The organism is Phaeobacter sp. 11ANDIMAR09, from assembly GCF_001294455.1.
In the GTDB taxonomy this organism is placed as follows: Bacteria; Pseudomonadota; Alphaproteobacteria; order Rhodobacterales; family Rhodobacteraceae; genus Pseudophaeobacter.
The window spans coordinates 161,600-182,828 of the sequence record NZ_LIKT01000008.1 but is presented as its reverse complement, the minus strand read 5'-3'; the positions used below and the strand labels follow the sequence as shown (position 1 = coordinate 182,828).

Sequence of the window (21,229 nt, the reverse complement as noted above, 5' to 3'; positions counted from 1 at the left end):
TCCTCATTTTGTACTAACTAATGAAGGCATTACGCCTGGGCTGACGCTACGGATCACTTTTGTTTAATAAAATTTGGCCTGCGGTGATCCAGTCACCGTCATTTTGCGTAGTCTAAATATGATTGAACTTGTCTCAGCCCAGACCTACCACGCCCGCCGCGGCAGCCTGAAAAACGCCTTTCGCTATGGGGTCGACTACGTTTTGACCGATCTGAGCGAAGGGGGGGCTCGGCTGATGTCACGCAACCGCTTCAATCTGTTCTCGCTGCAGGACCGCCACCATGGTGGCCCACGCGGCGCGGGCCAGGGGGTGAGCTGGTTTCGCGAGGAGCTGCAAAAGCGCGGCTTTCCCATCGCGCAGGCAAAGCTGTTGCTTCTGACCCAGCCGAGCTTCCTCTGGTTTCACTTCAACCCAGTGAGCTTTTGGATTGCGGAAGTTGATGGCGCACCACGCGCCTTTATTGCCGAGGTCAACAATACATTTGGTCACCGGCATTGCTATTTTTGTGCCCATTCTGATTTCCGTCCGATCAAACGCACCGATCAGATCGAGGCCGAGAAACTGATGCATGTCTCGCCGTTTCAGCAGGTCAAAGGCACCTATCGCTTTAATTTCGATATGACAGAGCGCGCTTTCAATATCCGCATTGCCTATGAATCTGGCGATCAGGGCGTTTTGGCGACATTGAATGGGCTGCGCCGGCCACTCACCACCGCTACCTTGGTTGGAGTGGCTCTGCGCCGCCCGCTGGGGGCGGTACGGGTTGTGGCTCTGATTTATTGGCAGGCGCTGAAGCTCTGGTCCAAAGGCGCCCCATTCCTGCGCAAACCAAAACCGCCCAAACCCCTGATATCTGATAGTCTCTCCTCCAGGCTCGGCTCATGAGCAGGCTGAGCGGCAAGACCTATTGGTTGATAGGCGCCAGCGAAGGCCTGGGACGGGAGATCGCCAAGGGTTTGGTGGGGGCTGGCGCTCATGTCATTGTGTCGGCCCGATCAAAGCAGCGGCTGCAAGAGCTGACCTGGGCGCTGGGGGCGGCAACACCGCTGGCCCTGGATGTTACAGATGACGGTGCGGTCAAAGCGGCGGCAGAGAGCCTGGATGAGATTGACGGGGTCATCTACAATGCCGGGGCCTATGTGCCGATGCGAAGCCAGGCCTGGGACAGTGGTGCAGCCTTAGCGATGATGGATGTGAACTATGGCGGCGCTCTGCGGGTTCTGGGCCATGTGCTGCCTCGGTTCATCGCCAAAGAGGCGGGAAGCATCACCTTGGTCGGATCGCTGGCGGGGTATCGCGGCTTGCCTGCCGCAATTGGATATGGGGCCAGCAAGGCTGCGCTGATCAGCCTGGCGGAAACCATGCGCCACGACCTGAGAGGCAGCGGCGTTACAGTCCGCATTGTGAATCCAGGTTTCATCAAGACACGTCTGACGGACAAGAACGATTTTGAAATGCCACAGTTGATGTCGGCTGAAACGGCTGCCCATCATGTGCTCAGTGCTATGGAACATCGCCGGTTTCGGACCGATTTTCCACGTCCCTTTTCTTGGGTGATTAAGGCATTGGCTCTTTTGCCTGACTGGGCGGTTTATCGTTTCAGATAGATTGAGCAAACCTGAGCCCTTTAAGCTTCTAGCCGACCACAGCTGCCGCACCAGAAAACTCGCGATATGCGGGGGCTTTCGCCTGGCGCTCGCAAAGCCCCTAAATACGGAACAGGGGCTGTAGCAGTCGCGGCAGGAAGGCGTTGAAGCGCAGCGGCGCATCCGTTGCGGCGAGGCAAATGCAGGCATCTCCGGCATCCGCAATTGGGGTATGCTCCAGATCCTCGTCGCCGATCTCGACGTCCCCGACACCAAAGCGGCCGGTTTCATCACTGAAACTGCCCTGAAGAACCAGCGTGAGCTCCAGCCCGTTGTGGCTGTGATCGGGCACGGCCTGTCCGGCGGGAATATACAGCAGTCGAACAGATCCCCCTTCGGTTTCAGACAGGATGCTTTGCTTTACCCCCATGCCAAGTGTCTTCCAGCGTGGCGATCTGCCTTTTAAGGCCGCCATCACCGGACCGGGGTATATGCCTTTGGCGTCAAACACCGGTTCGGGAGGGGCCGGTTCATCCAACAGCGCCATCAAATTGGACTTCAACCCCTTTGAGACCTCAATATCTTCGGTCTGCTCCAGCAAGGCGCCGCCAAGAGTGTGATAGGCTTCCAAAGTGGCGCGGCAGTCAGCACAAAGCGAAACATGGGCTGCGACAACCATGGCAAAGGGGTGGGGCAGCGTGCCGGCGGCATAGGCTGCCATCATGTCATCTGGAATATGGTGTGTGATTGCAGACATTTATCGCAACCCCTTTAACTCTTTGCGCAACCGGTTCAGGCCGAGGCGAATGCGTGATTTCACTGTGCCAAGCGGCAGGCCGGTTTGAAGACTGATTTCCTGATGGGTGAGATCCCCCATATAGGCTTTCTGGATCATCTCTTTCTGGTCTGGTTGCAGCATTTCCAAAGCGGTTTTAAGCTGCTCAGCCTCTTGATCAAAGGCCAGAATTTGGCTTGCATCCGGTTCAGATCCCGGGTCCTGCGCCAATTCATCAGGGATGGGACGGTTCTCTTTGCGGATGATATCGATTTGGCGGTTCCGGGCAATTTGATAAATCCAGGCAGAGGCCTGGGCACGATGAGGGTCGAACATCGCGGCCTTGCGCCACACGGTCAGCATCACATCCTGAACGATCTCTTCTGCCTGCGCCGCACTGGTGCCCGATCGCATGATGAAGCCTTTTAAACGAGGTGCAAAATAGTCGAACAATGCCCCAAACGCAGCCCGATCCCGCTGGTCACGCACGGCGACCAACCAGACTGTCATCTGGGACATTTGCGGGGCTTCCAATTGCACGGCACGTCCTTTTGGGGGCGGGCCTTTGTGCGCGCGGCCTGCAAGCGGATGTTCGAGTACTGTTTGTATCATACCAAGGCTACGGATGGGTGCAATTTTTGGATCACCTTGAGGGCAAGAAAATTTGCGGCGGCAATGCCTGGGCTGACGGAATTTCCACTCACAAAAAGCTGGAATGGCGGGGCACGCCCCTGCGCCTGGCGGCTCTGAGGCCACAGGCTAGGTTGTCGAACCGGTTTGATTGGATGTCGCATTCGCTAAATACCAGCAGAAGCGCTGGATGGCATTCGCGTTAAAACTGCGTTCATTATCGAGCAAAAAGCGCCAATAGTTGGCGAAATGAAGTTTTCTTGAAGCTTGTCGCGTTTTGACGGTTCCCGCCGGCGCGCTGCCCCATGCTGAAGATATAGAGCATAGCAACCGGGGAGTGCGTGGAAATGGCCGTGGATCTTATGCACCCAGGTCTACCCTTGCCAGCGGGGCGGCGGCTGGCGGCTGCGCCACAGGAGAAAGCTGGCGCGACGCGGGATTCTACTGCCCCACATTGGCGGTCTTCTTGCCGCACCCGGATGGCCGGAGGCCAACTCTTCCTATGAAACTGAGGGCGCGACCCAACACGAGCAAAGACCAGCAAGGAGCTAGGAAATGAAAGATCTGAGCCCAATTTTGCAAGAGCTGGCCGCTCTGCCAGCGGATCGCCCAATGGGGCTTCCTGGCGTTTTTTATACCTCTGCCGAGCGCTTTGAGTGGGAAAAGAAGACGGTGCTGCAACAGGGGTGGCATTGCCTGGGCCGGGTTGATGAGGTGCCAGAGCCGGGCGACTTCTTTACCGTGCAGCTGCTGCAGGAGCCGCTGATCGTGGTGCGCGGGGACGACGGCGCGGTTCGGGTTCTGGCCAATGTCTGCCGCCATCGAGGCATGCCTCTGGCCGAGGGGCGTGGCAATGTGAAACGCTTTATTTGCACCTATCACGCTTGGATGTATGGGCGCGATGGGGCCCTGCTGCGTGCAGCCCGGATGCAAAACGAAGGGTTCGATGCCAAGTCCTGCAGACTGCACAGCTACAACATCCAGTTCTGGAACGGCTTTATCTATTGTAACCTGGATGCAGAGGCCCCTCATTTTGCAGAGGAATCCCAAGAGCTCGACGCGCTTGTCTCTCCTTACGAGACCGGCTCTTTTCGCTTGGTCCATGTGGCTGAGGAGATCTGGCAGACCAATTGGAAATGTCTGGTCGAGAATTTCATGGAGGGCTACCACCTCTCCGTGGTCCATCCGCAAACCCTCCACGGGTACACGCCCACTGGTCTGGCCAGAAAGTCGGTCTCTGGCCCCGGGTTTACATCCTACACCGCAAATTACCCCGAAGGTATCGCCCCGCGCGGTGCTGGCGCTCCGGGGTTGAGCACAGCAGAGCGTCAGCGCTCCACCCTGTTTGCGCGCTTCCCAACTCAGGTTGCCAGCCAGGCTGCGAGCCTCCTGGTCTCGCTCTCTATTTTTCCGATTTCGGCTGAATCCATTCGGGTGAAATGGACCATGTCGGTCTATGGTGAGGATCTGGATGACGCGACCATTCAGGACCGCATCAGGCTCTGGGAAGAGGTCAACCGGGAGGACCGCGAGAAGCTGGAAAAAATGCAGATCGCCCTGCGGTCACAGCATGCGGTGTCCGGCCCGCTGGCGGGCGATGACTACGAGGGCACCGTCCGTGACTTCCAGCTCTGGCTTGCGGAACAGGACCGTGCTGCGCTGGCGTAGAGCCGCGCAGTCGGCCCGGCCCTGCACGCTCAGGTCCGTTCGAGACGCCGCCCAACCAGCCGGTAGCCATTCGGAGCCAGCTTGGCCCGAAACTCGGGATCATGGCTGACCAGCAAGATCGCCTGATCAAGCCCGGTCAGGATCTCGGTGAGCCGCGCATAGTTGTCCGGGTCCAGCGCATTTGTGGGCTCATCCAGGATCAGCACTTCGGGATCCATCGCCAGAACGGTAGCCAGAGTGACCAGGCGCTTTTCGCCCCCTGACAGCTTATGCGTGACCCGGTCCCGCAGATGGGTAAGGTCCAGACGGGACAGCACCCTGTCGACAATTGCAAGCGCTTCGGCCTTGGACTTGCCCAGGTTCAGCGGGCCAAAGGCCACGTCTTCGGCAACGGTGGGGCAAAACAGCTGGTCATCTGCATCCTGAAACACAAAGCCAACCCGCCGGCGCATATCGTGGAAATCGGCCTCGGCCAGGCAGGGTTTGCCAAAAGCGGTGACGCGGCCACTGGTCGGCGTCAAGAGCCCCATGATGATCTTGAGCAGGGTCGACTTTCCCGCGCCGTTAGGACCAATGAGCGACAGCCGCTCGCCGGGCTGCAATTGCATGGATGCCCCTTCGAGAACGGGGTCAAGACCGGGATAGCCAAAATGAATGTCTTGCAAATCAAGTAGCGGCATAGTGCACCTCGGCCCAGATCAGGGTGGCAAGGGCGGCGCCCAGGATGAACGCAAAGAGCAGATCAGCACGCCGCAATTGAAAGGCCTCAAGCAGAATGATGCGACCGGAAAATCCCCTGCACTTCATGGCTGCGAGGATGCGTTCGGAGCGTTCAATCGCCCGCACCAGCATCATGCCGATCAGATAGCCATAGCTGCGGTAGGTGTGCCAGTTGGTGCCGGGGCGAAAGCCACGCAGCTTCATTGAGGTGCGCAGACGTTGGTATTCTTCGCGCAATACGTCGATGTAGCGAATGGTGAACATCATCAGATGCACCAGTCGCTCAGGCGTTTTCAGCGCAAACAGAGCATGCCCCATGGTGACGGGCTCCATGGTGCCAACCAGGGTCATCACTGCCAGAATGACCGCATTGGCCGTCAGCGCGATTTCCACCGCGCGCCACAGGCCCTGCCAGCTGGCCTCGAGCCCCCAGAGCGAAAACATCGCATCACCGGGCATGGTAAAGGGCAAAAGCAGTAGCATAAAAATGATGAAACTGTCCATCATTGCCATGCGTTTCAGTGTTTCACGCGGCGGAAGGCCGGACAGCGCCAGTAGCGACAGCGACAGCCCCAAGGCAGAGGTCAGAACCCATAGATTGCTGAGCGAGACCACAACCACCGCGTAGAGCGCCGTCATCACGATGCGCATGCGCGGGTCCAACGTGGTGACTTTGGCCCGCATCCCAGCAAAGCCGCTGAGCGGGGCACTGTCGCCTGTCAGCACATAGGTCATGTGTTGTTGTCCATCTTACGGCGGGCGGCGATGTAAAAGCCGAGCCCAAAGAGGCCAAAAATATAGCCAATGCCCCCCAGAACAGACTGGAAGTTGGATTTGTTCTTAAAGGCGGTCAACTCCTGGCGCAGAGGCCGCAGCTCGTTGCGGATCATTGTGGCCAGCTCGGCGCGGGATTGATCCGATAGGGCTCCATTGGCCACTCCCGCGGCCGTTTGCCCAGAGGCGCTGGCCGCCGGAGTGGCGATGCTTTGACCCAGCAGTTCTGCCACTTCGCTGGCCGCCATCTCTACCTCGGCCACATGGCCGGCGCCCAGATCGCCGCGAAAGATATGCGTCACGGGCTGTTCGGGTGTGAACAGGAAAAAGCCATCTGCATCTGTCCGGGTTTCGCCCAATTTGGTGCCCGCCTCGTCAAAGACCTCGATCAGCAGGTCAACCGCCATGTCGCCATTGGAAAAGCCAACCTCGCCTTCGATATCCGTCCCCGAGGGGAAGACCGACGAAATCACGTTATGAGCCAGAGCGGGAAGGGGGAGCAGCAAGGCCAGGCCCAAGACAAAAGAGCGGATCATGTCAGGGGTCTCCTTGCGTCGATAAACAGCTCCGGTTTGACCCGTCGGGCCAGGAAAATGGCGGCGGCAGACAGCAGCCCTTCGATCACCATTACCGGGATATGAGAAAAGAAAACCAGCTTGGCGGCCAGGATGAATTCATCCCCCGACAGCATTAGCGATACCGCCACGGCCAAAGTGGTCAGTGCAATCGCCAAGGCGCCACCAATGCCGCCCCAGATTGCACCGTGCAGCGGCGAACCGCGCACCACCAAGGGGCGGAAGGCGAGACCGACCAGCACGGCTGGCAGGGCGATATTCACAGCGTTGACGCCCAATACGGTGAGACCGCCAAAGCCAAAGAATACCGCCTGCAATAGCAACCCGACAAAGAGAGCTGGGAAGGCTGCCCATCCGAGCACTAGCCCGGCCAGCCCGTTCAGGATCAGATGCACTGAACTGGGGCCGATCGGCACATGGATCAGCGAAGCGACAAAAAAGCTGGCGGAGAGAACACCTGCCGCTGGAATGCGTTCCAGCGGCAGGCTGCGCAGCCCCATGGCGATACCGCCGACGGCGGCAACCGCGCCAGCGATCACAACCGGGTTCGACAATGCGCCATCTACGATATGCATGGGGTCAGCCTCACTTCAGATCTGTGGCTTCGATCCAGATCACGGCATCCTGGCTGAGTTCCTTGCCCTCATGTTCGGTTGCCGGTCCAGAGCCCAGAGCCGCAAAGCCCCAGTATCCTGCCTTGGGAATGCCAAATGTAAAGACGCCATTGGCGTCCGAGATGGCAACAATAGCACCGCCTGGCATTTCGCCGGTGGTGGGATCCGTGGTGGCAAAGGCGTCGAGATCAGGCTCGGAGGCCATGAATTCGATCTCGATTTCGGCGCCTGCGACGGGTTCGCCATCTGCTAGAACCTGACCCGAGAAGGTGGAGCCAACAATGACGTTGTAGGGCTTGTTCAGCGGCAGGATCTCGGTTGGCAGCCCCACAGGCTGGTCCCAGTCGGTGGGCAGCGTGTTGCGGTTCAGAACCGATTTGGTGATCTGCTGAATGTAGATGTCTTCGCTTTCCTCGTAGTAGGGCGCGGGGACAGTGATCACGACATAGTCGCCCGAGCGCTTGACCGGGATCGAAGCGGAAAAGGCCGCGGATTCATTTTCTGCACCCTTGAAGGTGACAGGCTGCAGCCTATCCGACAGATCGGTCTTTTCGCCCTTGTGGATCATGTAGAACTCTTGGGGCTTGCCCATGTCCATGGCGTGACCATTGGCCATGGGGTGCCAAAAGATCAGACCAACCGGCACATCGCCGGGGCGGTCGATCATCGAGCTGTCGGTGTAATGCAACAGGAAATGAGCAGAAGCCGCTAGCGGGCTCAACACTGTTGCAGAGGTGGCCAGCAAAGCGGCCAGGAAATTAAGTTTCATGTCGTCCTCATTCGACGATGCAGGGGGACCTGCAATCAGGAATGAACAACGGGGAGTAGTGGCACGAAATAGCCAAATAGCCAACCGCGCCAGACGCGCACCCCGGCGTCCGGTGGAAAAGGGTCAAGACTCCGCAAACGGAGTCTCAATCCTTGTGTCCGGCAGGTCTCCTGACTCGCGGGTCATGGATCGGCTGGCCTTCCCGGGAATGTCCCAGTGGCTTGTTCAGCGTCACTCACCGCTCACAGTTGCGGGGGCAGTCACGGATTTGGTGCCTTTTGGCTACGCCTCACCGTGTTCCCTATTGCTTCCGCTGTGCATTGAAACACGCACGGAACCGATCACTCTGGTTCAATGACAAATGGGGAATTGCGAGTCAAGCGCCACCTTCGCCTTTCGGGCTGTCGCCAGGCATGAGAGCCGGGCGTTTAGGCAGGCCTGGAGGGAACTACCGCAGCAGTTTCCAGATGGCGTTTAAAAGATCGGTGCGTTGGACCGGTTTCATCAGTCGGACGTCGTCGGGCTGCAATCCGTTGCCGTGTAGGCTGGCCTCGCTTGCATAGCCTGACATGAAAATCACCGGAAAACCGGCCCTTTGCGCCCGCAGCTCTGTCGCCAAGCCCGGACCCAATAGGGTGCCGGGCATGACAACATCGGTGATTAAGAGATCAAACTCGGGATCGGACTCGTAGATTTCCTTTGCTCTGTCCCCTGAGGTCGCCGCTGTGACCGCATAGCCTGCCGCTGTGAGGGTTTTGACCAGCACTTCCAGAACACCGACATCGTCTTCGGCCAGCAAGATTCGTCCGGCGTCGTGTTGCGGTGCGTTAGTTTCTCTTTCTGGCTTTAGATCGGGTTCATCGGGGTTCGCCGCCGCCTTGAAGAAGAGCTTAAACGTGGTGCCGATCCCCTGTTCCGAGTAGACCTGCACGGTGCCAATGGACTGACGCATGAAGCCATGAACCATAGAGAGACCCAGTCCGGAATTGTCGCCCGGAGCTTTGGTCGAATAGAAAGGTTCGAAGATTTCAGAAAGGATTTCTGGTGGTATGCCCTCGCCGGTATCGCTGACCGCTAGCATGACGTAGCGCCCAGGGGGCAACTCCTCATGACGAAGATCAATGTAGCTGTCATCAATCACCATGTTTGCCGTTTCTATGGTGAGCTTGCCGCCCTTGGGCATGGCATCTTGGGCATTGAGGATGAGATTCAATAGCGCACTTTCCGTGGCACTGGGGTCGGCCTCAACCTGCCAAAGCTCGTCAAGCAGGGAGGTGTTGACCGTGATAGTTGTCGGCAGGGTCCGGCTGATCCAATTCTTGGTTTCCCGTACCACTTGATTGATGTCGATGGGGCTGGGGGCGAGACTGGCTTTGCGTGCAAAGGCCAGCATATTGCGTGTGAGATCCGAACCGCGCAGCGTCGCCGCAATGCTTTTGTCGATCAGCTTTTTCTGGTCCGGATCGTTGATTTCATCCCGGAGCAGTTCAAGATTGCCCAGGGTGACGGCCAGCAAATTGTTGAAATCATGTGCAACGCCGCCAGTCAGCTTGCCGACCGCTTCCAGTTTTTGAGAGGTGGCGAGCTGTTGCTGTATCTTCGCCCGCTCTTCGCGCTCGGCCTTGCGGGCGGAAATCTCAACCACACTGGCGCGGATCAGCCTGCGGTCAAAGGGCGGTAACCTTGCCAAAGAAACTTCGCAATCAAGCAATGTGCCGCTCTTGCCTTTGAGCTGCCATTCGAAGACAGGAAACTCGCCTTTGAGGGCCTGCTGCATATAGCGAGATGCGGTTTTGCTGGAGTCTTGCCCATCAGGCTGCAAGGGGGGGCTTAGGTTCTTTGGAGCAATTTTTTCCAGCAATTCCTCGCGCGAATATCCAAGGATTCTTTCAACACGCGAGTTGCTGGTGACAAAGCTCTTTTGATCCATATCGTAGATCAAAATGGCTTCTGGCGCATATTCGACGAGGGCAAGCATCTGGTCATGCTGTTGATAAAGCGCGATGTTAGAGGTTTCCCATTGGGTGCGCAGATGTTCGGTCAGGATGATACAGGCGATCCCGCTGAACATCAGGGCCAGGCTCATGATCATCCAATTGCGCGAGTTTTCCACGTAGTGACCGTAACTGGCAATGGTGGTCTGCAGATGCCCTGCCGAATGCAGATATCCCAGGGTGATTGAAATCAACAGCGACGCGGCCAGGGTTAAATAGGCCGCGCGGCGCCCCACCAGTGCAACGGCAATTATCGGAGTTGTGAGCAGGATGAGCCAACCTGCTGATGCCAGCCCAAGAAAGCTGAGCCCGGTGATGGAGAGCAAGAACAGGCCGATGATCAGCAGAAAGACGCGTCTTACATGGTGGTGAGGGCCACGCAAAAACAAAGGCGGCGCCACAAAGAAAACCAGAAAGATTGGAATGCCAAAATAGTAAAGTGGCCCATAGGGTACGGCGCGCGTTGCAGCTGCAAGAATGCTCAACCCCACGGCAATCATGAAATACTGGAACAGCCAGTGCGACGATTCTCTTATGTTTTGGGCATGTAACTTTCTGGCTTGGAGAAACTGGTCACCTGCCATTTAGTCCCCTTCCAACATGCGGCAGTTAAAAATGGTCTTGGAAATGCTTTGGGGTTGAGGCAAAAAAACCAGCACCCGCAAGGCGAGTGTAAATTGATTTCGTTAACAATCAAGGGTTTTGGATATGTCGGCCGTTTTGCGCCTGCCGCAGGGGGGGGCTTGGTCAGCTTTGCAGGGGGGGCGATCAGAATCCATGCATGCGTTTGGCCCATTGATAGGCAACCACTAGCCCCTTCATGCGCGGCAGCAAAAACAGGGAAGAGGAGATGGTCACTGCCGACATGATCAGCGCCAGGGTGAGCGGGTCCGGACGGAACTGCAGGTAGGTGATGTGAAGCGCAAAGCCAAGCAGGTGGCCGACGATCAAGATGGTCAAATAGGCGGGGCCATCATCTGCCCGATTGTGATAGAGTTCCTGGCCGCAACAGTCGCAGCTGTGCCGGACCTTGAGGTAGCCCTGCAGAATTTTACCCTCACCACAATTGGGGCAGCGCAGACGCAGCCCGCGCAGCACAGCTGGCTTCCAGGGGCGCATCTCTTCCTGATCGGGCTGCGCCACCAAATCCTGGGCCTGATCCGCGCTGGGTGTCGCTGTGCTATTATCCTGGGTCATTTCAGTCATCGCCATCTTGGGTCTCCTGTCTGATGTTGCCTCTAAAGTGTTTCGAAATTGATTGCAATCAATGATGCGTACAATTTTGGTTGCAATTGTCGCAAGCTTAGGGGTATCCCAAGGCGGATCTGTGCCAAAGCGCTCTTTGGGACTGAGTGAAAACATGATCGCTGCGGGGAGAGATCTTTTGAAACAATGGAGCCCGACACTGCCAACCTCGGACAAGCCACGCTATGTGGAAATTGCCGATGCCATCCGTACCGACATCGAAGGCGGCCTGTTGAAGCCCGGAGATCGGCTGCCTCCTCAGCGTGGTGTGGCGCAGGAGTTGGGGGTAGATTTCTCTACTGTTTCAAGAGGCTATGCAGAAGCGGTGCGGCGTGGAGATATTGAGAGCTTTGTCGGGCGCGGAACATTTGTGCGCAGTCAGACCGCATCGGCAGAACCTGACGCCGCCCTTGAAGCCCCAGATCCGCGCCGAATTCTGGAAGAAGACCCGATGATGAATATGCCGCCAGAACCGGATGATCCGGCCTTGGTTGCGCGTATGGCCAGTGGGCTCAACCATGTGGCTGCAAATTTGGTGCCATTGTTGCGCTATCAATCGGTTCGTGGCGGCGCCGCTGATCGCGAGATCGCGCGGATCTGGATGCAAACCAGCGGATTGGACTACGCGGCCGACCGCCTTGCCATAACGCCGGGCGCCCATGCCAGCATCTATGCGATTCTGACCCTGCTGAGCGAGCCTGGGCAGACCCTGTTTTGCGAGACACTGACCTATCCTGGCATTCGTTCCATCGCGTCCCGTCTTGGGCTGCGCCTGATCGGGGTGCCAAGCGATAAGGACGGTCTGAACCCCGAAGCTCTGGAGCGCATGATTACCGAACACTGGCCTGCGGCGCTTTATCTCAATCCAACTCTGCAGAACCCTACGACCAAGACAATGCCCGAACACCGCCGTCGCGAGATTGCCGAGGTGCTGAAACGCCATGATCTGCAACTGATCGAGGATGATGCCTATCGTTTCGTCGCCTCCGAGGCCCCGGCGCCGATGGCCAGTCACCTGCCAGATCTGGCCTGGCATGTGGCGGGGATTTCCAAATGTTTTGGCGCAGGCCTGCGGCTTGCCTACACCACGGTGCCACAGCGGGCAGAAATGGGCGAATTCTCCCAGGCTCTACGCAGCATCAACGTAATGGCTTCCCCGCTGAGCCTCGCCCTGTTGGGGCGGTGGATCGAAGATGGAACAGCGCTCGAGATCCAGTCCTTTGTCCGCCGCGCAGCGGCGGAACGTCAGGCCTTGGCGCAGGAGATCCTATGTGGCTGTTTCGTGACCAGCGCGCCCGAGGCCTTTAATCTTTGGGTGGAGCTGCCACGCGGTACCAGCCGGGCCGAGGTCATGGGACGTATGGCGAACCGGCAGATTGGCATCATGCCGAGTGATGCCTTCGCCGTATTGGGCCAGCCCGGTGAAGCCTTGCGGGTCTGTCTGGGCGGCCCCATCAGCTTGGCGCAGCTGCGCGAGGATCTGGTTGCGTTGCGGGATGCCATTCTGCGCAAGGACTGGCTGGGATGAAACAGGCGATTGATATCCCCACCGGGAAGGCTCTTGGATGACCTCACATTTGTCGCTGCGCATCCTTGGCATTGTGGTTTTTGCCATGACCCTGATCGTGATTGGCGATGCCGCGGGTAAGCTGCTCACCGCTGCTGGCTTTAGCCCCATATTTGTTGCCTGGTCTCGCTTTACCGTGGCGGCCGTGGTGCTGTTGCCCTTTAGCGGGCTGACGGTCGCTGAGCTGCGCGGTTTCCTGGATTGGCGGATTTATCTGCGGGCTCTGCTCATCTCTGCCGGTATTTCCTGCATCCTGACAGCGCTGAAAACTGAACCCATCGCCAATGTCTTTGGCGGGTTCTTTGTGGGGCCGATTGTGGCCTTTGTGCTGTCCTCTCTCTTGTTAAAAGAACGCCTGGATCTAGGTCGTATGCTGCTGCTCTTGGTGAGCTTTGCCGGGGTGCTCTTGGTGGTAAAGCCGGGTTTTGGCATGCAGGTGGGCATGGGCTTTGCCCTGTTGGCGGGCTGTTTCCATGGCTCTTACCTCGTGGCAACCCGCTGGCTGGCCGGCCTGTATCGTCCGCGCTTTTTGCTGATCTCTCAATTGATTATCGGAGCCCTGGTCCTGTTTCCCTTTTGCCTGGGGTCCATGCCGCAGAGCATTGATTTGGCGGGCACGGGATTGATCCTGGTGAGCGCCCTGGGATCTGCAGCCGGGAACTTTCTGCTGGCCGTGGCCAATCGGACAACCCCGGCAAATGTGGTGGCGCCGCTGGTCTATAGCCAATTGTTGGCCGCGACCGTCATCGGTGTGCTGGTCTTTGGCGATATCCCGGATGAGTTGGCGCTGGTCGGGCTCGCGGTGATCATTCTGTCTGGCCTCTCGTCGCTTTGGCTGGCGGGGCGTCGCCTGGCGCAAAGCTGACCGGCCCAGCGGCGAAGGCGCCGCAGGGCCGGTGGTTCAGGATCTGCGCAGCAGGTAGATATCCATGATCCAGCCATGGTCCGCACGGGCCTGGGCCCGGGTCTCGATGATCTCGGCGGTTACCTCTGCCAGGGGCCCGGAAACGCTGATTTGGTTTTCCATGCCTGCATAGGCGCTCCACCAGATCTCAACCCCAGTGGGGTCAATGGCTTGGAACGAACATTCACCGTCGAGCATGATGACCACTGTATCAGCGCTGTCTGGCCAGCCGTTTTCGCGTAGCTGACGCCCGGTGGTGACGATAAAGGGCGCGCCGATCTCATTGAGCGGGATGGCATGGGCGGCTGTCAGCGCCTGGATTGAGGTGATGCCGGGGATGACCTTTAGGGCAATCTCCTGTTTGGATTTCAGCCTTTCAGCGATGCGCATGGTGCTGTCATAGAGCGAGGGATCGCCCCAGACCAGAAAGCCAACCCGAGCAGAACCCTCAGGCAGATGCGAGCGAATGGTCTCAATCCAGACCTGGGCGATGGCATCGTGCCAGTGATCAACACGGGCCTTGTAGTCCTTGATCGCCGGATCCCGCAGGGGCAGGTCAAATTCCACAATCTTGGGGCCCGGAGCGGGGATGACATCGGCGCAGATCGCCTGTCGCAACCCGGCGAGATCATCCTTGCCGCTGCCTTTGTTGGGGATGAGGATCAGATCCAACGCATTCAGGGCGCGCACAGCCTCAAGCGTAAGATGCTCGGGGTTGCCGGTGCCAATGCCGATCAGGGAGAGTTCAATACCAGCGTTGCACATCTCAAGAGGCCCCTGCGGGCAGATGTGGAAAGTCGGTGTCTGCCAAGGGCCCATAGAGGATCAGCACCGGAGCGGTGGTCTCCATCTCGCGTAGCACTTTGGGCAAATCGCCAACCGTGTGGCAGCTGAGCTGCTGATCCGGTGTCGACACCCCCAGGGCCACCAGAGCATGGGTTTGGGCTGGCAGTCCCGCCTCCACCAGCTTTTCGGCCAGGGCGGCAAAGGTGCGCTTGCCCATATAGACAACGGTGGTGGCGTCGGGATCAGCCAGCGCCGCCATGTTCAGTGTATCGGGCAGGCCGCCGGTGACATCGTGACCGGTGATGAACTGCATCCGCCGTGCGGTCAAACGCCGGGTCAGCGGGATATTGGCCGCAGCTGCGGCGGCAGAGGCGGCGGTAACACCGGGGACGATTTCAAAGGGGATGCCAGCCGCGCGCAGGGCGGTGATCTCTTCTTCCAGGCGGCCAAAGACGCCACTGTCGCCGGATTTCAGCCGCACGACTTTGAGCCCGCTTTGGGCGTAGTCCACCAGGAGTTGGCTGACGTGGTCCTGCTTGGGCGAGGGGCGTCCGGCGCGTTTGCCCACCCCCACCAGATCCGCGTCCGAACGGGCATGGGTCAGGATCGGGCCGGACGACAGATCGTCAAACAACACCGCATCGGCGGCCTCTAGTCGCTTGACCGCCTTGACCGTCAGCAGCTCCGGATCACCCGGGCCGGAGGACACAAAACTGACAAAGCCGCTCATGTCTGTTCCCCGGTGATCAGGTGGAAGAAGGTGCCGGTGACATGGCCTTTGACCGATCCGGTTTCGGGCACCGGATTGCCATCCGCATCCATGACATTGGCCAAGGGGGCGTCGGGTTCATCCAGAATGGTGGAATAGTGGAATTCATGCCCGCGCAGCGCTGCACCGTTGTCAAAGCCCGGCATACCTGCCTGCAAAATGGCGCGACGATAGCCCAGGTGGAACTTGCGTTTTTCATATGAGGTCACCAGCCCCAAGAGGCCGGCCATCTGGTGACGGTTGCCCTCTTTGTCGATCAAGGCTTCGCCCAGAGCCATATAGCCACCACATTCGCCATGCACCGGCTTGGTCTCGGCGTGTTTACGCAGGCCCGCGCGGAACTTCTCTGCGGCGGCCAATGTGCCGCCATGCAGCTCTGGATAGCCGCCGGGCAGCCAGACCAGATCGGCATCCGCTGCAGGGGCCTCATCCGCCAGCGGCGAAAACGGCAGGATCTCGGCGCCGGCGTTGCGCCATCCTGTCAACAGATGCGGATAGGTAAAGGAAAAGGCCGCGTCACGCGCCAGGGCAATGCGCTGGGCGGGAGGTTTTGGCAAGGCGCTGGCGGCGGGGGCCGATGCGCCCAGGGCCGCAGCCTTGATGGCTTCGAGGTCCACATGTTCGCGCAGGAAGCTGGCATAGCCTGTAATGGCCGCTTCCAGATCCGGGTGCTCAACCGCCTGAATGAGACCCAGGTGGCGTTCGGGCAGGGCCAGATCTCCGCGCCGGGGCAGGGAGCCCAGGACCTTGACGCCGGCGCGTTCCATCCCCAATCGGGTCAGACGCTCGTGGCGCGGGCTGGCAACCCGGTTGAGGATCACCCCGGCAAAGGGCACCTCGGGGTCATAGGATTTGAACCCCAGGGCGGTGGCGGCAGCGGACTGCGCCTGCCCGCCCACGTCGATCACCAGCACCACCGGCCAGCCCATGCGTTTGGCGGTTTCCGCCGATGAGCCAAAGCCGGATTGACCCCGGGTGGCAACGCCGTCGAATAGGCCCATGGAGCCTTCACCGATGCAGATCTCGGCCCCGGCGGCCTGTGTGGCGACCGCATCCAGCAGACCGCCATCCATGGCCCAGGTGTCGAGGTTGAAGCTGGGGCGCTTGGCGGCTGCCAGGTGAAAGGCCGGGTCGATATAGTCGGGGCCGCTCTTATAGGGCTGCACTGCCAGGCCATCCTCGGCCAGGGCGCGCAGCAGGCCCAGCATCACCGTGGTCTTGCCGGTGCCAGAGGCCGGGGCAGAGATCATCAAGCCTTTGGGAAAATCAGTCATCGCCTTCGCTCCAGTTGGCCCATTGGCTATCGGCGCTTTGTGGCCGGTAGCGGCGGTCGTAATCCTGCGCGTAAAGGCAGCTTTCGTCAAAATCCTCATTGCCAAGCGCGGGGCCAACCAAGATCAGTGCGGTGCGCCCGCGCATTCCGCCCGTCGCCTCTTCTAGGGTGGCAAGCGTTGCCTTGACCACCTTCTGATCCGGCCAGGTGGCGCGCCAGACCACGGCAACCGGGCACTCGGCGCCATAGCTGGGGGTCAGTCGGGCAATCACATCCTCCAGCACATGCACCGACAGGTGAATGGCCAGGGTTGCCCCGGTACGGGCAAAGTTCTCCAGCGTTTCGCCTTCGGGCATCGCCGAGGCCTTGCCGGAGGTCCGCGTCAGCACCAGCGATTGGGCCACACCTGGCAGGGTTAGCTCGGAGCCTAGTGCTGCGGCCGCAGCCGCAAAGGCGGGCACGCCGGGGGTGACGTCATAGGGGATACCCAGCGTCCGCAAGCGGCGCAGCTGCTCGCCCAGGGCCGACCAGACCGACAGATCGCCAGAATGCAGGCGTGCCACGTCATGACCCGCGTCATGGGCCGCTTTGATATGGGCGATGATTTCATCCAGCGACAGGGCCGCGGTATTGATCACCTTGGCGCCATCCGGGCAGTGCTGCAACAACGCCTCCGGCACCAGCGAGCCGGCATAGAGGCAGACCGGGCAGGCGGCAATCAGGTCGCGCCCGCGCAGTGTGATGAGATCGGCGGCACCAGGGCCGGCGCCAATGAAATGAACGGTCATGGATCTAGTCTTTCTGCAAGAGCCGCGGTGGCCAGGCCATTCGCGGTAACAATTCGGGGGGCGATGAGGCGCGCGCCTGCGCCGGGCCGGGCCTGTCGTGCGCCAACCAGCGCTGCGGCCTCGGCCAGGGAGCCGGTGGCAAAGCGTGCCTTGATCCGGGGCGAGCAGGTCAGAGTCTGCTCTCCGGCGATATCTTCTTCGGCGAGGGCGATCAGGGGCAGCCCTCTCTCTGTGGCGAGCGTTATTAAAGGCTCGGCTGCGGCTTTTGTTCGGAGTGAGGCCAGCGCATCCGGCTGCACCTGCAACAGGTCCAGAGCCTGACGCAGGTCTGCCAGCGTCGCGCTGGCGCGAAATCCGATCCCAGCCACCTTCATCGGGTGACACTCCACTGGATCACCGGGCGGGCACGGTGCCAGTCGCGCATGGATCCCAGAGGGCCTGCCTCGGCGATCTCGGCCTTCAACAGATGACCACCCAGGCGGGCATGGGCCTGCATCAGCAGGGTTTCCGTTTCCAGCGTGACCCCATTGGCCACAATCCGGGTGCCTTCGGGCAGGATCATCCAGAGGTGATCTAGCAGGGCTTCAGAGCCGCCACCGCCGATAAAGACGCAGTGGGGCAGTTCATGGCCGGTCAACACCTCCGGGGCTTTGCCAAGCACGGCGGCCATGCGATGAGACAAGCCAAAACGCGCGGCATTGGTGCGAATATTCTCCAGACGTTCGGCGCGGGGTTCAAAGGTCAGGGCGCGGGCACTGCGCGCGGCCAGGCACCACTCGACCGAGACAGAGCCAGAGCCGCCGCCGATATCCCAGAGCAGCTCACCCTGGCGTGGCGCCAGGGCCGATAGGGTCAGAGCGCGGATTGGGCGTTTGGTGATCTGGCCATCGCTGGCGAAATACCTATCCGCCAGCCCCGCAGCCTGCGGCAGCCCGGGCCGCATGGCCTCGATGGCCATAAGGACCGGGGCCTCCCCTTGCGGCAGTTTCCAGTCCTGAGCCAGGGCATGGCGCAAATGTTCCTTGGGCCCGCCAAGCCGTTCCATGACATGAAGTTTTGCATCTGGTTGCCCGTTTTCAACAAGCCAGCTGGCCAGCTCTGCGGGAGCCTTTCCGTCACGCAGGGTGCAGATCACCCGTGTGCCTCGGCCCAAAAGCGGCAGGAGCTTGGCATAGGGGGCGGCGTGGAGCCCAAGACAAAGCACCTCTTCCAACTTCCAACCCAGACGGTTCGCCGCCAGGGCAAAGCAGGAAGGGGCTGGGTGAGAGACCCATTCACCGGGCTCCAGCTGCCCCACCAGTGAGCCGCCGGCTCCATGCCAAAAGGGGTCGCCCGAGGCCAGAACCACAACACTGCGCCCTCGCATCTCCAGAACCGGTGCGGTGGAAAACGGCACCGGCCAGGCCTGCCCACGGGCACCGGCCTCGACCAGGTCCAGATGACGCGGCCCGCCAAAGATCACCTCGGCCTCCTGAAGGGCATTGCGGCTTGCATTCGAGAGGCCCGCCAGTCCATCCTCTCCCAGACCAATCACCGTGAGCCAGGGGGCTTTTTCGGTTGCGCGAGTAGGATCAGACATGACACGTACCCTTGTTTTGGGCGGCACTACCGAAGCCTCGAAACTGGCCAGGGCCCTGGCTGAGGTGGGCGAGGAAGCCGTGTTTTCCTATGCTGGACGCACCGCTAGCCCGGTAGCACAGCCGTTGCCCATGCGGGTAGGGGGCTTTGGTGGTGTCGATGGTCTGGTGGACTATCTGCTTGAGGAGGGCATCAGCCATGTGGTGGATGCCACCCATCCCTTTGCGGCGCAGATGAGCTGCAACGTGGTTGCGGCCTGCACCCGGACGGGGGTGCCTCTGTGTGCTTTTGAACGGCCGGCTTGGCGGCCAGGTCCGGGGGATGACTGGACGGGTGTCGCCGATATTGATGCGGCGGTTCAGGCCTTGCCGGAGGAAGCCGCCCGGATCTTTTTGGCGATTGGCAAACAGCATATTGCGGAGTTTGCCGCCAAGCCGCAGCATCACTATCTGTTGCGTCTGGTGGATGAACCCGAAGCTGCGCTGCCCTTGCCCGACTGCAGTGTGGAGATTGCGCGCGGCCCCTTTGACGAGGCCGGGGATCTTGCGTTGCTGCAGCGCCATGGCATCACCCATCTGGTGTCCAAAAATGCTGGAGGACGCGGTGCCTCGGCCAAGCTCGCTGCCGCGCGCGCCCTCAACCTGCCGATCATCATGATCGACAGACCCAAGGTGCCGCCCCGCAAGATCTACGGAGATGTGGCTGAGGTGATGGCCTGGCTGTTTCATACCCCGGGTTAACCCTCGTCCCGCGCATAGCGCGGTGTATAGACATGCGGGCCGACGCGGCGAGTGTCCTGGTTGCCGACGATGACCACGGTGCGCATATCTGCCATCTCGGGCGTTGCCTCGTTGAGGGTGACGGTGGTGATGGTTTCACCCGGTTTGGAGACATCGCGGGCAAAAGAAATCAGCGTCTCGCCGCCACAGGCTTCACGCAGGATCTCCAAAGCGCGGGCAAATTGATGGGGGCGCGATTTTGAGCGCGGGTTGTAAAATCCCATGGCAAATCCTGCCTCACCAGCTAGGCGCAGGCGTTTTTCAATCAGGCTCCAGGGTTTGAGATTGTCACTCAGGTTGATGGCGGCAAAATCATGTCCCATCGGCGCGCCGATCCGGGCTGAGGCGGCCAGCATCGCGGTGATGCCCGGCAACACCTGAATGTCGAGCTCCAGCCAATCCAGTCTGTCCGCAACCTCCAGCGCTTCAAACACGGCCGAGGCCATGGCAAAGACGCCAGGATCGCCCGAAGAGACCACCAGTACACGCTTGCCCGCAGCGGCCATCTCCAGCGCATGGGTGGCGCGTTCCACCTCCACCCGGTTGTCTGTGGCATGCAGTGTCAGTCCGGGACGTTCGGGGATGCGTTTCACATAGGGAATATAGCCGACCACATCTGTGGCCTCGGCAATGATATCCTGCACCTGAGTCGTGACCATCGCCTCATTGCCGGGGCCAAGGCCTGCGATCTTAACCCAACCGGTTTTGGAGATGCTCATGGTCTGCGCCCCTGTCCATGGATCAGCACGATTGAGAAATAGGGCACCTCGCCGGTGATCTCGCTTAGCTTTTGCACGGTTTGACTGGGCATGGTGCCGCGCTCTACCAGCCAGGCGTCATCCGCCTTGCCTGCGGCCTCCAGCGCGCGGCGCAGCTTGGGCAGGTTGCGGCCGATCTTCATCACGACCAGCGCATCCGTATCCTTGATCCGGCGTGTCAGCTCATCTTCGGGCAGGGTTGCCATGGCCACGGTCAGCACATCATCGCCCCAGGTGATCGGCTGGCCCGAGGCGGTCCAGCAGCCAGACATACCGGTGATGCCCGGGATGATCTCTTGCTCGGCGCGGCCCTGAAGCCGGGTGTAGAGATGCATGTAGGAGCCATAAAGGAAGGGATCGCCTTCGCACAGGACGACAACATCCTCCCTCTGCGCGATTTCGGCTAGGGTCTCGGCCCAGCCGTCATAAAACTCTGCCATCACCCGATTGTACGCGGGATCCGAAAAATGGATCTCGGTGGTGACGGGATACTCCATGGCATGTTCCGTGACACCCTCAGGCAGGACAGAATCCGCCAGAGTCCGCGCCTGGCCCTTGCGGCCTTCTTTGCGGAAATAGGCCACATGGCGGGCCGCCTGAATGGCGCGCCAGCTCTTGACGCTCATCAGCTCCGGATCGCCCGGCCCCAAGCCTGCACAGATGACTTTTCCCATGC

At 59.9% G+C, this 21,229-nt stretch carries 23 protein-coding genes and 1 riboswitch; of the genes, 6 read left to right on the top strand and 17 right to left on the bottom strand.

The window, feature by feature from the left end; all coding sequences use genetic code 11:
* Positions 1 to 118 precede the first annotated feature (118 nt).
* Positions 119 to 886 carry a DUF1365 domain-containing protein gene (locus AN476_RS09465; RefSeq protein WP_054461090.1) on the top strand — a complete coding sequence of 256 codons (768 nt, stop codon included), beginning with the start codon at positions 119 to 121 and terminating at the stop codon, positions 884 to 886.
* On the top strand, positions 883 to 1,608 hold the full coding sequence (locus tag AN476_RS09460) for an SDR family oxidoreductase (RefSeq protein WP_054461088.1): 726 nt from the start codon (positions 883 to 885) through the stop codon (positions 1,606 to 1,608). Before AN476_RS09465 ends, AN476_RS09460 begins: the two co-directional genes overlap by 4 nt.
* A gap of 100 nt (positions 1,609 to 1,708) precedes the next feature.
* Here AN476_RS09460 and AN476_RS09455 read toward each other — a convergent pair whose 3' ends face one another.
* Together AN476_RS09455 and AN476_RS09450 are read right to left on the bottom strand one after the other, a co-directional pair.
* The gene (locus AN476_RS09455; RefSeq protein ID WP_054461086.1) at positions 1,709 to 2,344 is read right to left on the bottom strand and encodes a ChrR family anti-sigma-E factor; all 636 of its coding nucleotides are present in this window, start codon (positions 2,342 to 2,344) and stop codon (positions 1,709 to 1,711) included.
* Positions 2,345 to 2,974: a sigma-70 family RNA polymerase sigma factor gene (locus AN476_RS09450; RefSeq protein ID WP_054461083.1), complete on the bottom strand. Its 630-nt coding sequence runs from the start codon at positions 2,972 to 2,974 to the stop codon at positions 2,345 to 2,347. It abuts the gene before it with no gap.
* 573 nt (positions 2,975 to 3,547) lie between these two features.
* Here AN476_RS09450 and AN476_RS09445 point away from each other — a divergent pair.
* A complete protein-coding gene (locus AN476_RS09445; protein ID WP_083464302.1) occupies positions 3,548 to 4,660 on the top strand; it encodes an aromatic ring-hydroxylating dioxygenase subunit alpha in 1,113 nt (370 codons plus the stop codon).
* Positions 4,661 to 4,689: 29 nt separating this feature from the next.
* Here AN476_RS09445 and AN476_RS09440 read toward each other — a convergent pair whose 3' ends face one another.
* The 7 genes from AN476_RS09440 to AN476_RS09410 all read right to left on the bottom strand — a co-directional run bounded on the left by AN476_RS09440 (position 4,690) and on the right by AN476_RS09410 (position 11,312).
* The gene (locus tag AN476_RS09440) at positions 4,690 to 5,340 is read right to left on the bottom strand and encodes an energy-coupling factor ABC transporter ATP-binding protein (protein WP_054461082.1); all 651 of its coding nucleotides are present in this window, start codon (positions 5,338 to 5,340) and stop codon (positions 4,690 to 4,692) included.
* On the bottom strand, positions 5,327 to 6,115 hold the full coding sequence (cbiQ, locus tag AN476_RS09435; protein ID WP_054461080.1) for a cobalt ECF transporter T component CbiQ: 789 nt from the start codon (positions 6,113 to 6,115) through the stop codon (positions 5,327 to 5,329). Before cbiQ ends, AN476_RS09440 begins: the two co-directional genes overlap by 14 nt.
* A complete protein-coding gene (locus tag AN476_RS09430) occupies positions 6,112 to 6,690 on the bottom strand; it encodes a cobalt ABC transporter permease (protein WP_054461079.1) in 579 nt (192 codons plus the stop codon). Before AN476_RS09430 ends, cbiQ begins: the two co-directional genes overlap by 4 nt.
* Positions 6,687 to 7,304 (bottom strand): cobalt transporter CbiM, encoded by a 618-nt coding sequence (gene cbiM / locus AN476_RS09425; protein ID WP_054461078.1) that lies wholly within the window; start codon positions 7,302 to 7,304, stop codon positions 6,687 to 6,689. Before cbiM ends, AN476_RS09430 begins: the two co-directional genes overlap by 4 nt.
* A 10-nt stretch (positions 7,305 to 7,314) precedes the next feature.
* Positions 7,315 to 8,112, bottom strand: a complete 798-nt coding sequence (locus tag AN476_RS09420) for a DUF4198 domain-containing protein (protein ID WP_054461077.1) — start codon at positions 8,110 to 8,112, stop codon at positions 7,315 to 7,317.
* A gap of 142 nt (positions 8,113 to 8,254) precedes the next feature.
* Positions 8,255 to 8,469, bottom strand: a riboswitch (cobalamin riboswitch).
* A 91-nt stretch (positions 8,470 to 8,560) separates the two neighbouring features.
* The gene (locus AN476_RS09415) at positions 8,561 to 10,690 is read right to left on the bottom strand and encodes an ATP-binding protein (RefSeq protein ID WP_083464301.1); all 2,130 of its coding nucleotides are present in this window, start codon (positions 10,688 to 10,690) and stop codon (positions 8,561 to 8,563) included.
* 184 nt (positions 10,691 to 10,874) lie between these two features.
* Positions 10,875 to 11,312 carry a DUF983 domain-containing protein gene (locus AN476_RS09410; protein WP_054461132.1) on the bottom strand — a complete coding sequence of 146 codons (438 nt, stop codon included), beginning with the start codon at positions 11,310 to 11,312 and terminating at the stop codon, positions 10,875 to 10,877.
* A 178-nt stretch (positions 11,313 to 11,490) separates the two neighbouring features.
* Here AN476_RS09410 and AN476_RS09405 point away from each other — a divergent pair, with 178 nt between their 5' ends.
* Both AN476_RS09405 and AN476_RS09400 read left to right on the top strand, forming a co-directional pair.
* Complete coding sequence (locus tag AN476_RS09405; RefSeq protein ID WP_054461130.1) at positions 11,491 to 12,879, top strand: PLP-dependent aminotransferase family protein; 1,389 nt, start codon at positions 11,491 to 11,493, stop codon at positions 12,877 to 12,879.
* A 37-nt stretch (positions 12,880 to 12,916) separates the two neighbouring features.
* A complete protein-coding gene (locus AN476_RS09400; RefSeq protein WP_054461074.1) occupies positions 12,917 to 13,783 on the top strand; it encodes a DMT family transporter in 867 nt (288 codons plus the stop codon).
* A 36-nt stretch (positions 13,784 to 13,819) separates the two neighbouring features.
* Here the strand turns inward: AN476_RS09400 and cobF are convergent, their stop codons facing one another.
* From cobF to AN476_RS09370, 6 genes are read right to left on the bottom strand one after another with little or no spacing between them, the layout of a single operon-like run.
* Entirely contained in the window at positions 13,820 to 14,587 is a 768-nt protein-coding gene (gene cobF / locus AN476_RS09395) for a precorrin-6A synthase (deacetylating) (RefSeq protein WP_054461072.1), read from the bottom strand.
* 1 nt (position 14,588) lies between these two features.
* The gene (cobA, locus tag AN476_RS09390; RefSeq protein ID WP_054461071.1) at positions 14,589 to 15,338 is read right to left on the bottom strand and encodes a uroporphyrinogen-III C-methyltransferase; all 750 of its coding nucleotides are present in this window, start codon (positions 15,336 to 15,338) and stop codon (positions 14,589 to 14,591) included.
* The gene (locus tag AN476_RS09385; RefSeq protein WP_054461067.1) at positions 15,335 to 16,651 is read right to left on the bottom strand and encodes a cobyrinate a,c-diamide synthase; all 1,317 of its coding nucleotides are present in this window, start codon (positions 16,649 to 16,651) and stop codon (positions 15,335 to 15,337) included. Before AN476_RS09385 ends, cobA begins: the two co-directional genes overlap by 4 nt.
* The gene (gene cobM / locus AN476_RS09380) at positions 16,644 to 17,438 is read right to left on the bottom strand and encodes a precorrin-4 C(11)-methyltransferase (protein ID WP_054461066.1); all 795 of its coding nucleotides are present in this window, start codon (positions 17,436 to 17,438) and stop codon (positions 16,644 to 16,646) included. Before cobM ends, AN476_RS09385 begins: the two co-directional genes overlap by 8 nt.
* Positions 17,435 to 17,812, bottom strand: a complete 378-nt coding sequence (locus tag AN476_RS09375; RefSeq protein WP_054461064.1) for a cobalamin biosynthesis protein — start codon at positions 17,810 to 17,812, stop codon at positions 17,435 to 17,437. Before AN476_RS09375 ends, cobM begins: the two co-directional genes overlap by 4 nt.
* Complete coding sequence (locus tag AN476_RS09370) at positions 17,809 to 19,017, bottom strand: bifunctional cobalt-precorrin-7 (C(5))-methyltransferase/cobalt-precorrin-6B (C(15))-methyltransferase (protein ID WP_054461062.1); 1,209 nt, start codon at positions 19,015 to 19,017, stop codon at positions 17,809 to 17,811. The genes AN476_RS09375 and AN476_RS09370 overlap by 4 nt, the downstream gene beginning before the upstream one ends.
* Between AN476_RS09370 and AN476_RS09365 the strand changes: the two genes are divergently transcribed.
* Positions 19,016 to 19,756 carry a cobalt-precorrin-6A reductase gene (locus AN476_RS09365; RefSeq protein ID WP_054461060.1) on the top strand — a complete coding sequence of 247 codons (741 nt, stop codon included), beginning with the start codon at positions 19,016 to 19,018 and terminating at the stop codon, positions 19,754 to 19,756. The two genes, AN476_RS09370 and AN476_RS09365, sit on opposite strands and share 2 nt — an antisense overlap.
* Here the strand turns inward: AN476_RS09365 and cobJ are convergent.
* Positions 19,753 to 20,514 (bottom strand): precorrin-3B C(17)-methyltransferase, encoded by a 762-nt coding sequence (cobJ, locus tag AN476_RS09360; protein WP_054461058.1) that lies wholly within the window; start codon positions 20,512 to 20,514, stop codon positions 19,753 to 19,755. The genes AN476_RS09365 and cobJ overlap by 4 nt on opposite strands.
* On the bottom strand, positions 20,511 to 21,227 hold the full coding sequence (locus AN476_RS09355; RefSeq protein ID WP_054461056.1) for a precorrin-2 C(20)-methyltransferase: 717 nt from the start codon (positions 21,225 to 21,227) through the stop codon (positions 20,511 to 20,513). Before AN476_RS09355 ends, cobJ begins: the two co-directional genes overlap by 4 nt.
* Between the last annotated feature and the right edge of the window lie 2 nt (positions 21,228 to 21,229).

Excerpts from the sequence above, each read along its gene's own strand:
- AN476_RS09465 (WP_054461090.1), top strand. The coding sequence starts at position 119 with ATGATTGAACTTGTCTCAGCCCAGACCTACCACGCCCGCCGCGGCAGC.
- AN476_RS09460 (WP_054461088.1), top strand. The coding sequence starts at position 883 with ATGAGCAGGCTGAGCGGCAAGACCTATTGGTTGATAGGCGCCAGCGAA.
- AN476_RS09455 (WP_054461086.1), bottom strand. The coding sequence starts at position 2,344 with ATGTCTGCAATCACACACCATATTCCAGATGACATGATGGCAGCCTAT.
- AN476_RS09450 (WP_054461083.1), bottom strand. The coding sequence starts at position 2,974 with ATGATACAAACAGTACTCGAACATCCGCTTGCAGGCCGCGCGCACAAA.
- AN476_RS09445 (WP_083464302.1), top strand. The coding sequence starts at position 3,548 with ATGAAAGATCTGAGCCCAATTTTGCAAGAGCTGGCCGCTCTGCCAGCG.
- AN476_RS09440 (WP_054461082.1), bottom strand. The coding sequence starts at position 5,340 with ATGCCGCTACTTGATTTGCAAGACATTCATTTTGGCTATCCCGGTCTT.
- cbiQ (WP_054461080.1), bottom strand. The coding sequence starts at position 6,115 with ATGACCTATGTGCTGACAGGCGACAGTGCCCCGCTCAGCGGCTTTGCT.
- AN476_RS09430 (WP_054461079.1), bottom strand. The coding sequence starts at position 6,690 with ATGATCCGCTCTTTTGTCTTGGGCCTGGCCTTGCTGCTCCCCCTTCCC.
- cbiM (WP_054461078.1), bottom strand. The coding sequence starts at position 7,304 with ATGCATATCGTAGATGGCGCATTGTCGAACCCGGTTGTGATCGCTGGC.
- AN476_RS09420 (WP_054461077.1), bottom strand. The coding sequence starts at position 8,112 with ATGAAACTTAATTTCCTGGCCGCTTTGCTGGCCACCTCTGCAACAGTG.
- AN476_RS09415 (WP_083464301.1), bottom strand. The coding sequence starts at position 10,690 with ATGGCAGGTGACCAGTTTCTCCAAGCCAGAAAGTTACATGCCCAAAAC.
- AN476_RS09410 (WP_054461132.1), bottom strand. The coding sequence starts at position 11,312 with ATGACTGAAATGACCCAGGATAATAGCACAGCGACACCCAGCGCGGAT.
- AN476_RS09400 (WP_054461074.1), top strand. The coding sequence starts at position 12,917 with ATGACCTCACATTTGTCGCTGCGCATCCTTGGCATTGTGGTTTTTGCC.
- cobF (WP_054461072.1), bottom strand. The coding sequence starts at position 14,587 with ATGTGCAACGCTGGTATTGAACTCTCCCTGATCGGCATTGGCACCGGC.
- cobA (WP_054461071.1), bottom strand. The coding sequence starts at position 15,338 with ATGAGCGGCTTTGTCAGTTTTGTGTCCTCCGGCCCGGGTGATCCGGAG.
- AN476_RS09385 (WP_054461067.1), bottom strand. The coding sequence starts at position 16,651 with ATGACTGATTTTCCCAAAGGCTTGATGATCTCTGCCCCGGCCTCTGGC.
- cobM (WP_054461066.1), bottom strand. The coding sequence starts at position 17,438 with ATGACCGTTCATTTCATTGGCGCCGGCCCTGGTGCCGCCGATCTCATC.
- AN476_RS09375 (WP_054461064.1), bottom strand. The coding sequence starts at position 17,812 with ATGAAGGTGGCTGGGATCGGATTTCGCGCCAGCGCGACGCTGGCAGAC.
- AN476_RS09365 (WP_054461060.1), top strand. The coding sequence starts at position 19,016 with ATGACACGTACCCTTGTTTTGGGCGGCACTACCGAAGCCTCGAAACTG.
- AN476_RS09370 (WP_054461062.1), bottom strand. The coding sequence starts at position 19,017 with ATGTCTGATCCTACTCGCGCAACCGAAAAAGCCCCCTGGCTCACGGTG.
- cobJ (WP_054461058.1), bottom strand. The coding sequence starts at position 20,514 with ATGAGCATCTCCAAAACCGGTTGGGTTAAGATCGCAGGCCTTGGCCCC.
- AN476_RS09355 (WP_054461056.1), bottom strand. The coding sequence starts at position 21,227 with ATGGGAAAAGTCATCTGTGCAGGCTTGGGGCCGGGCGATCCGGAGCTG.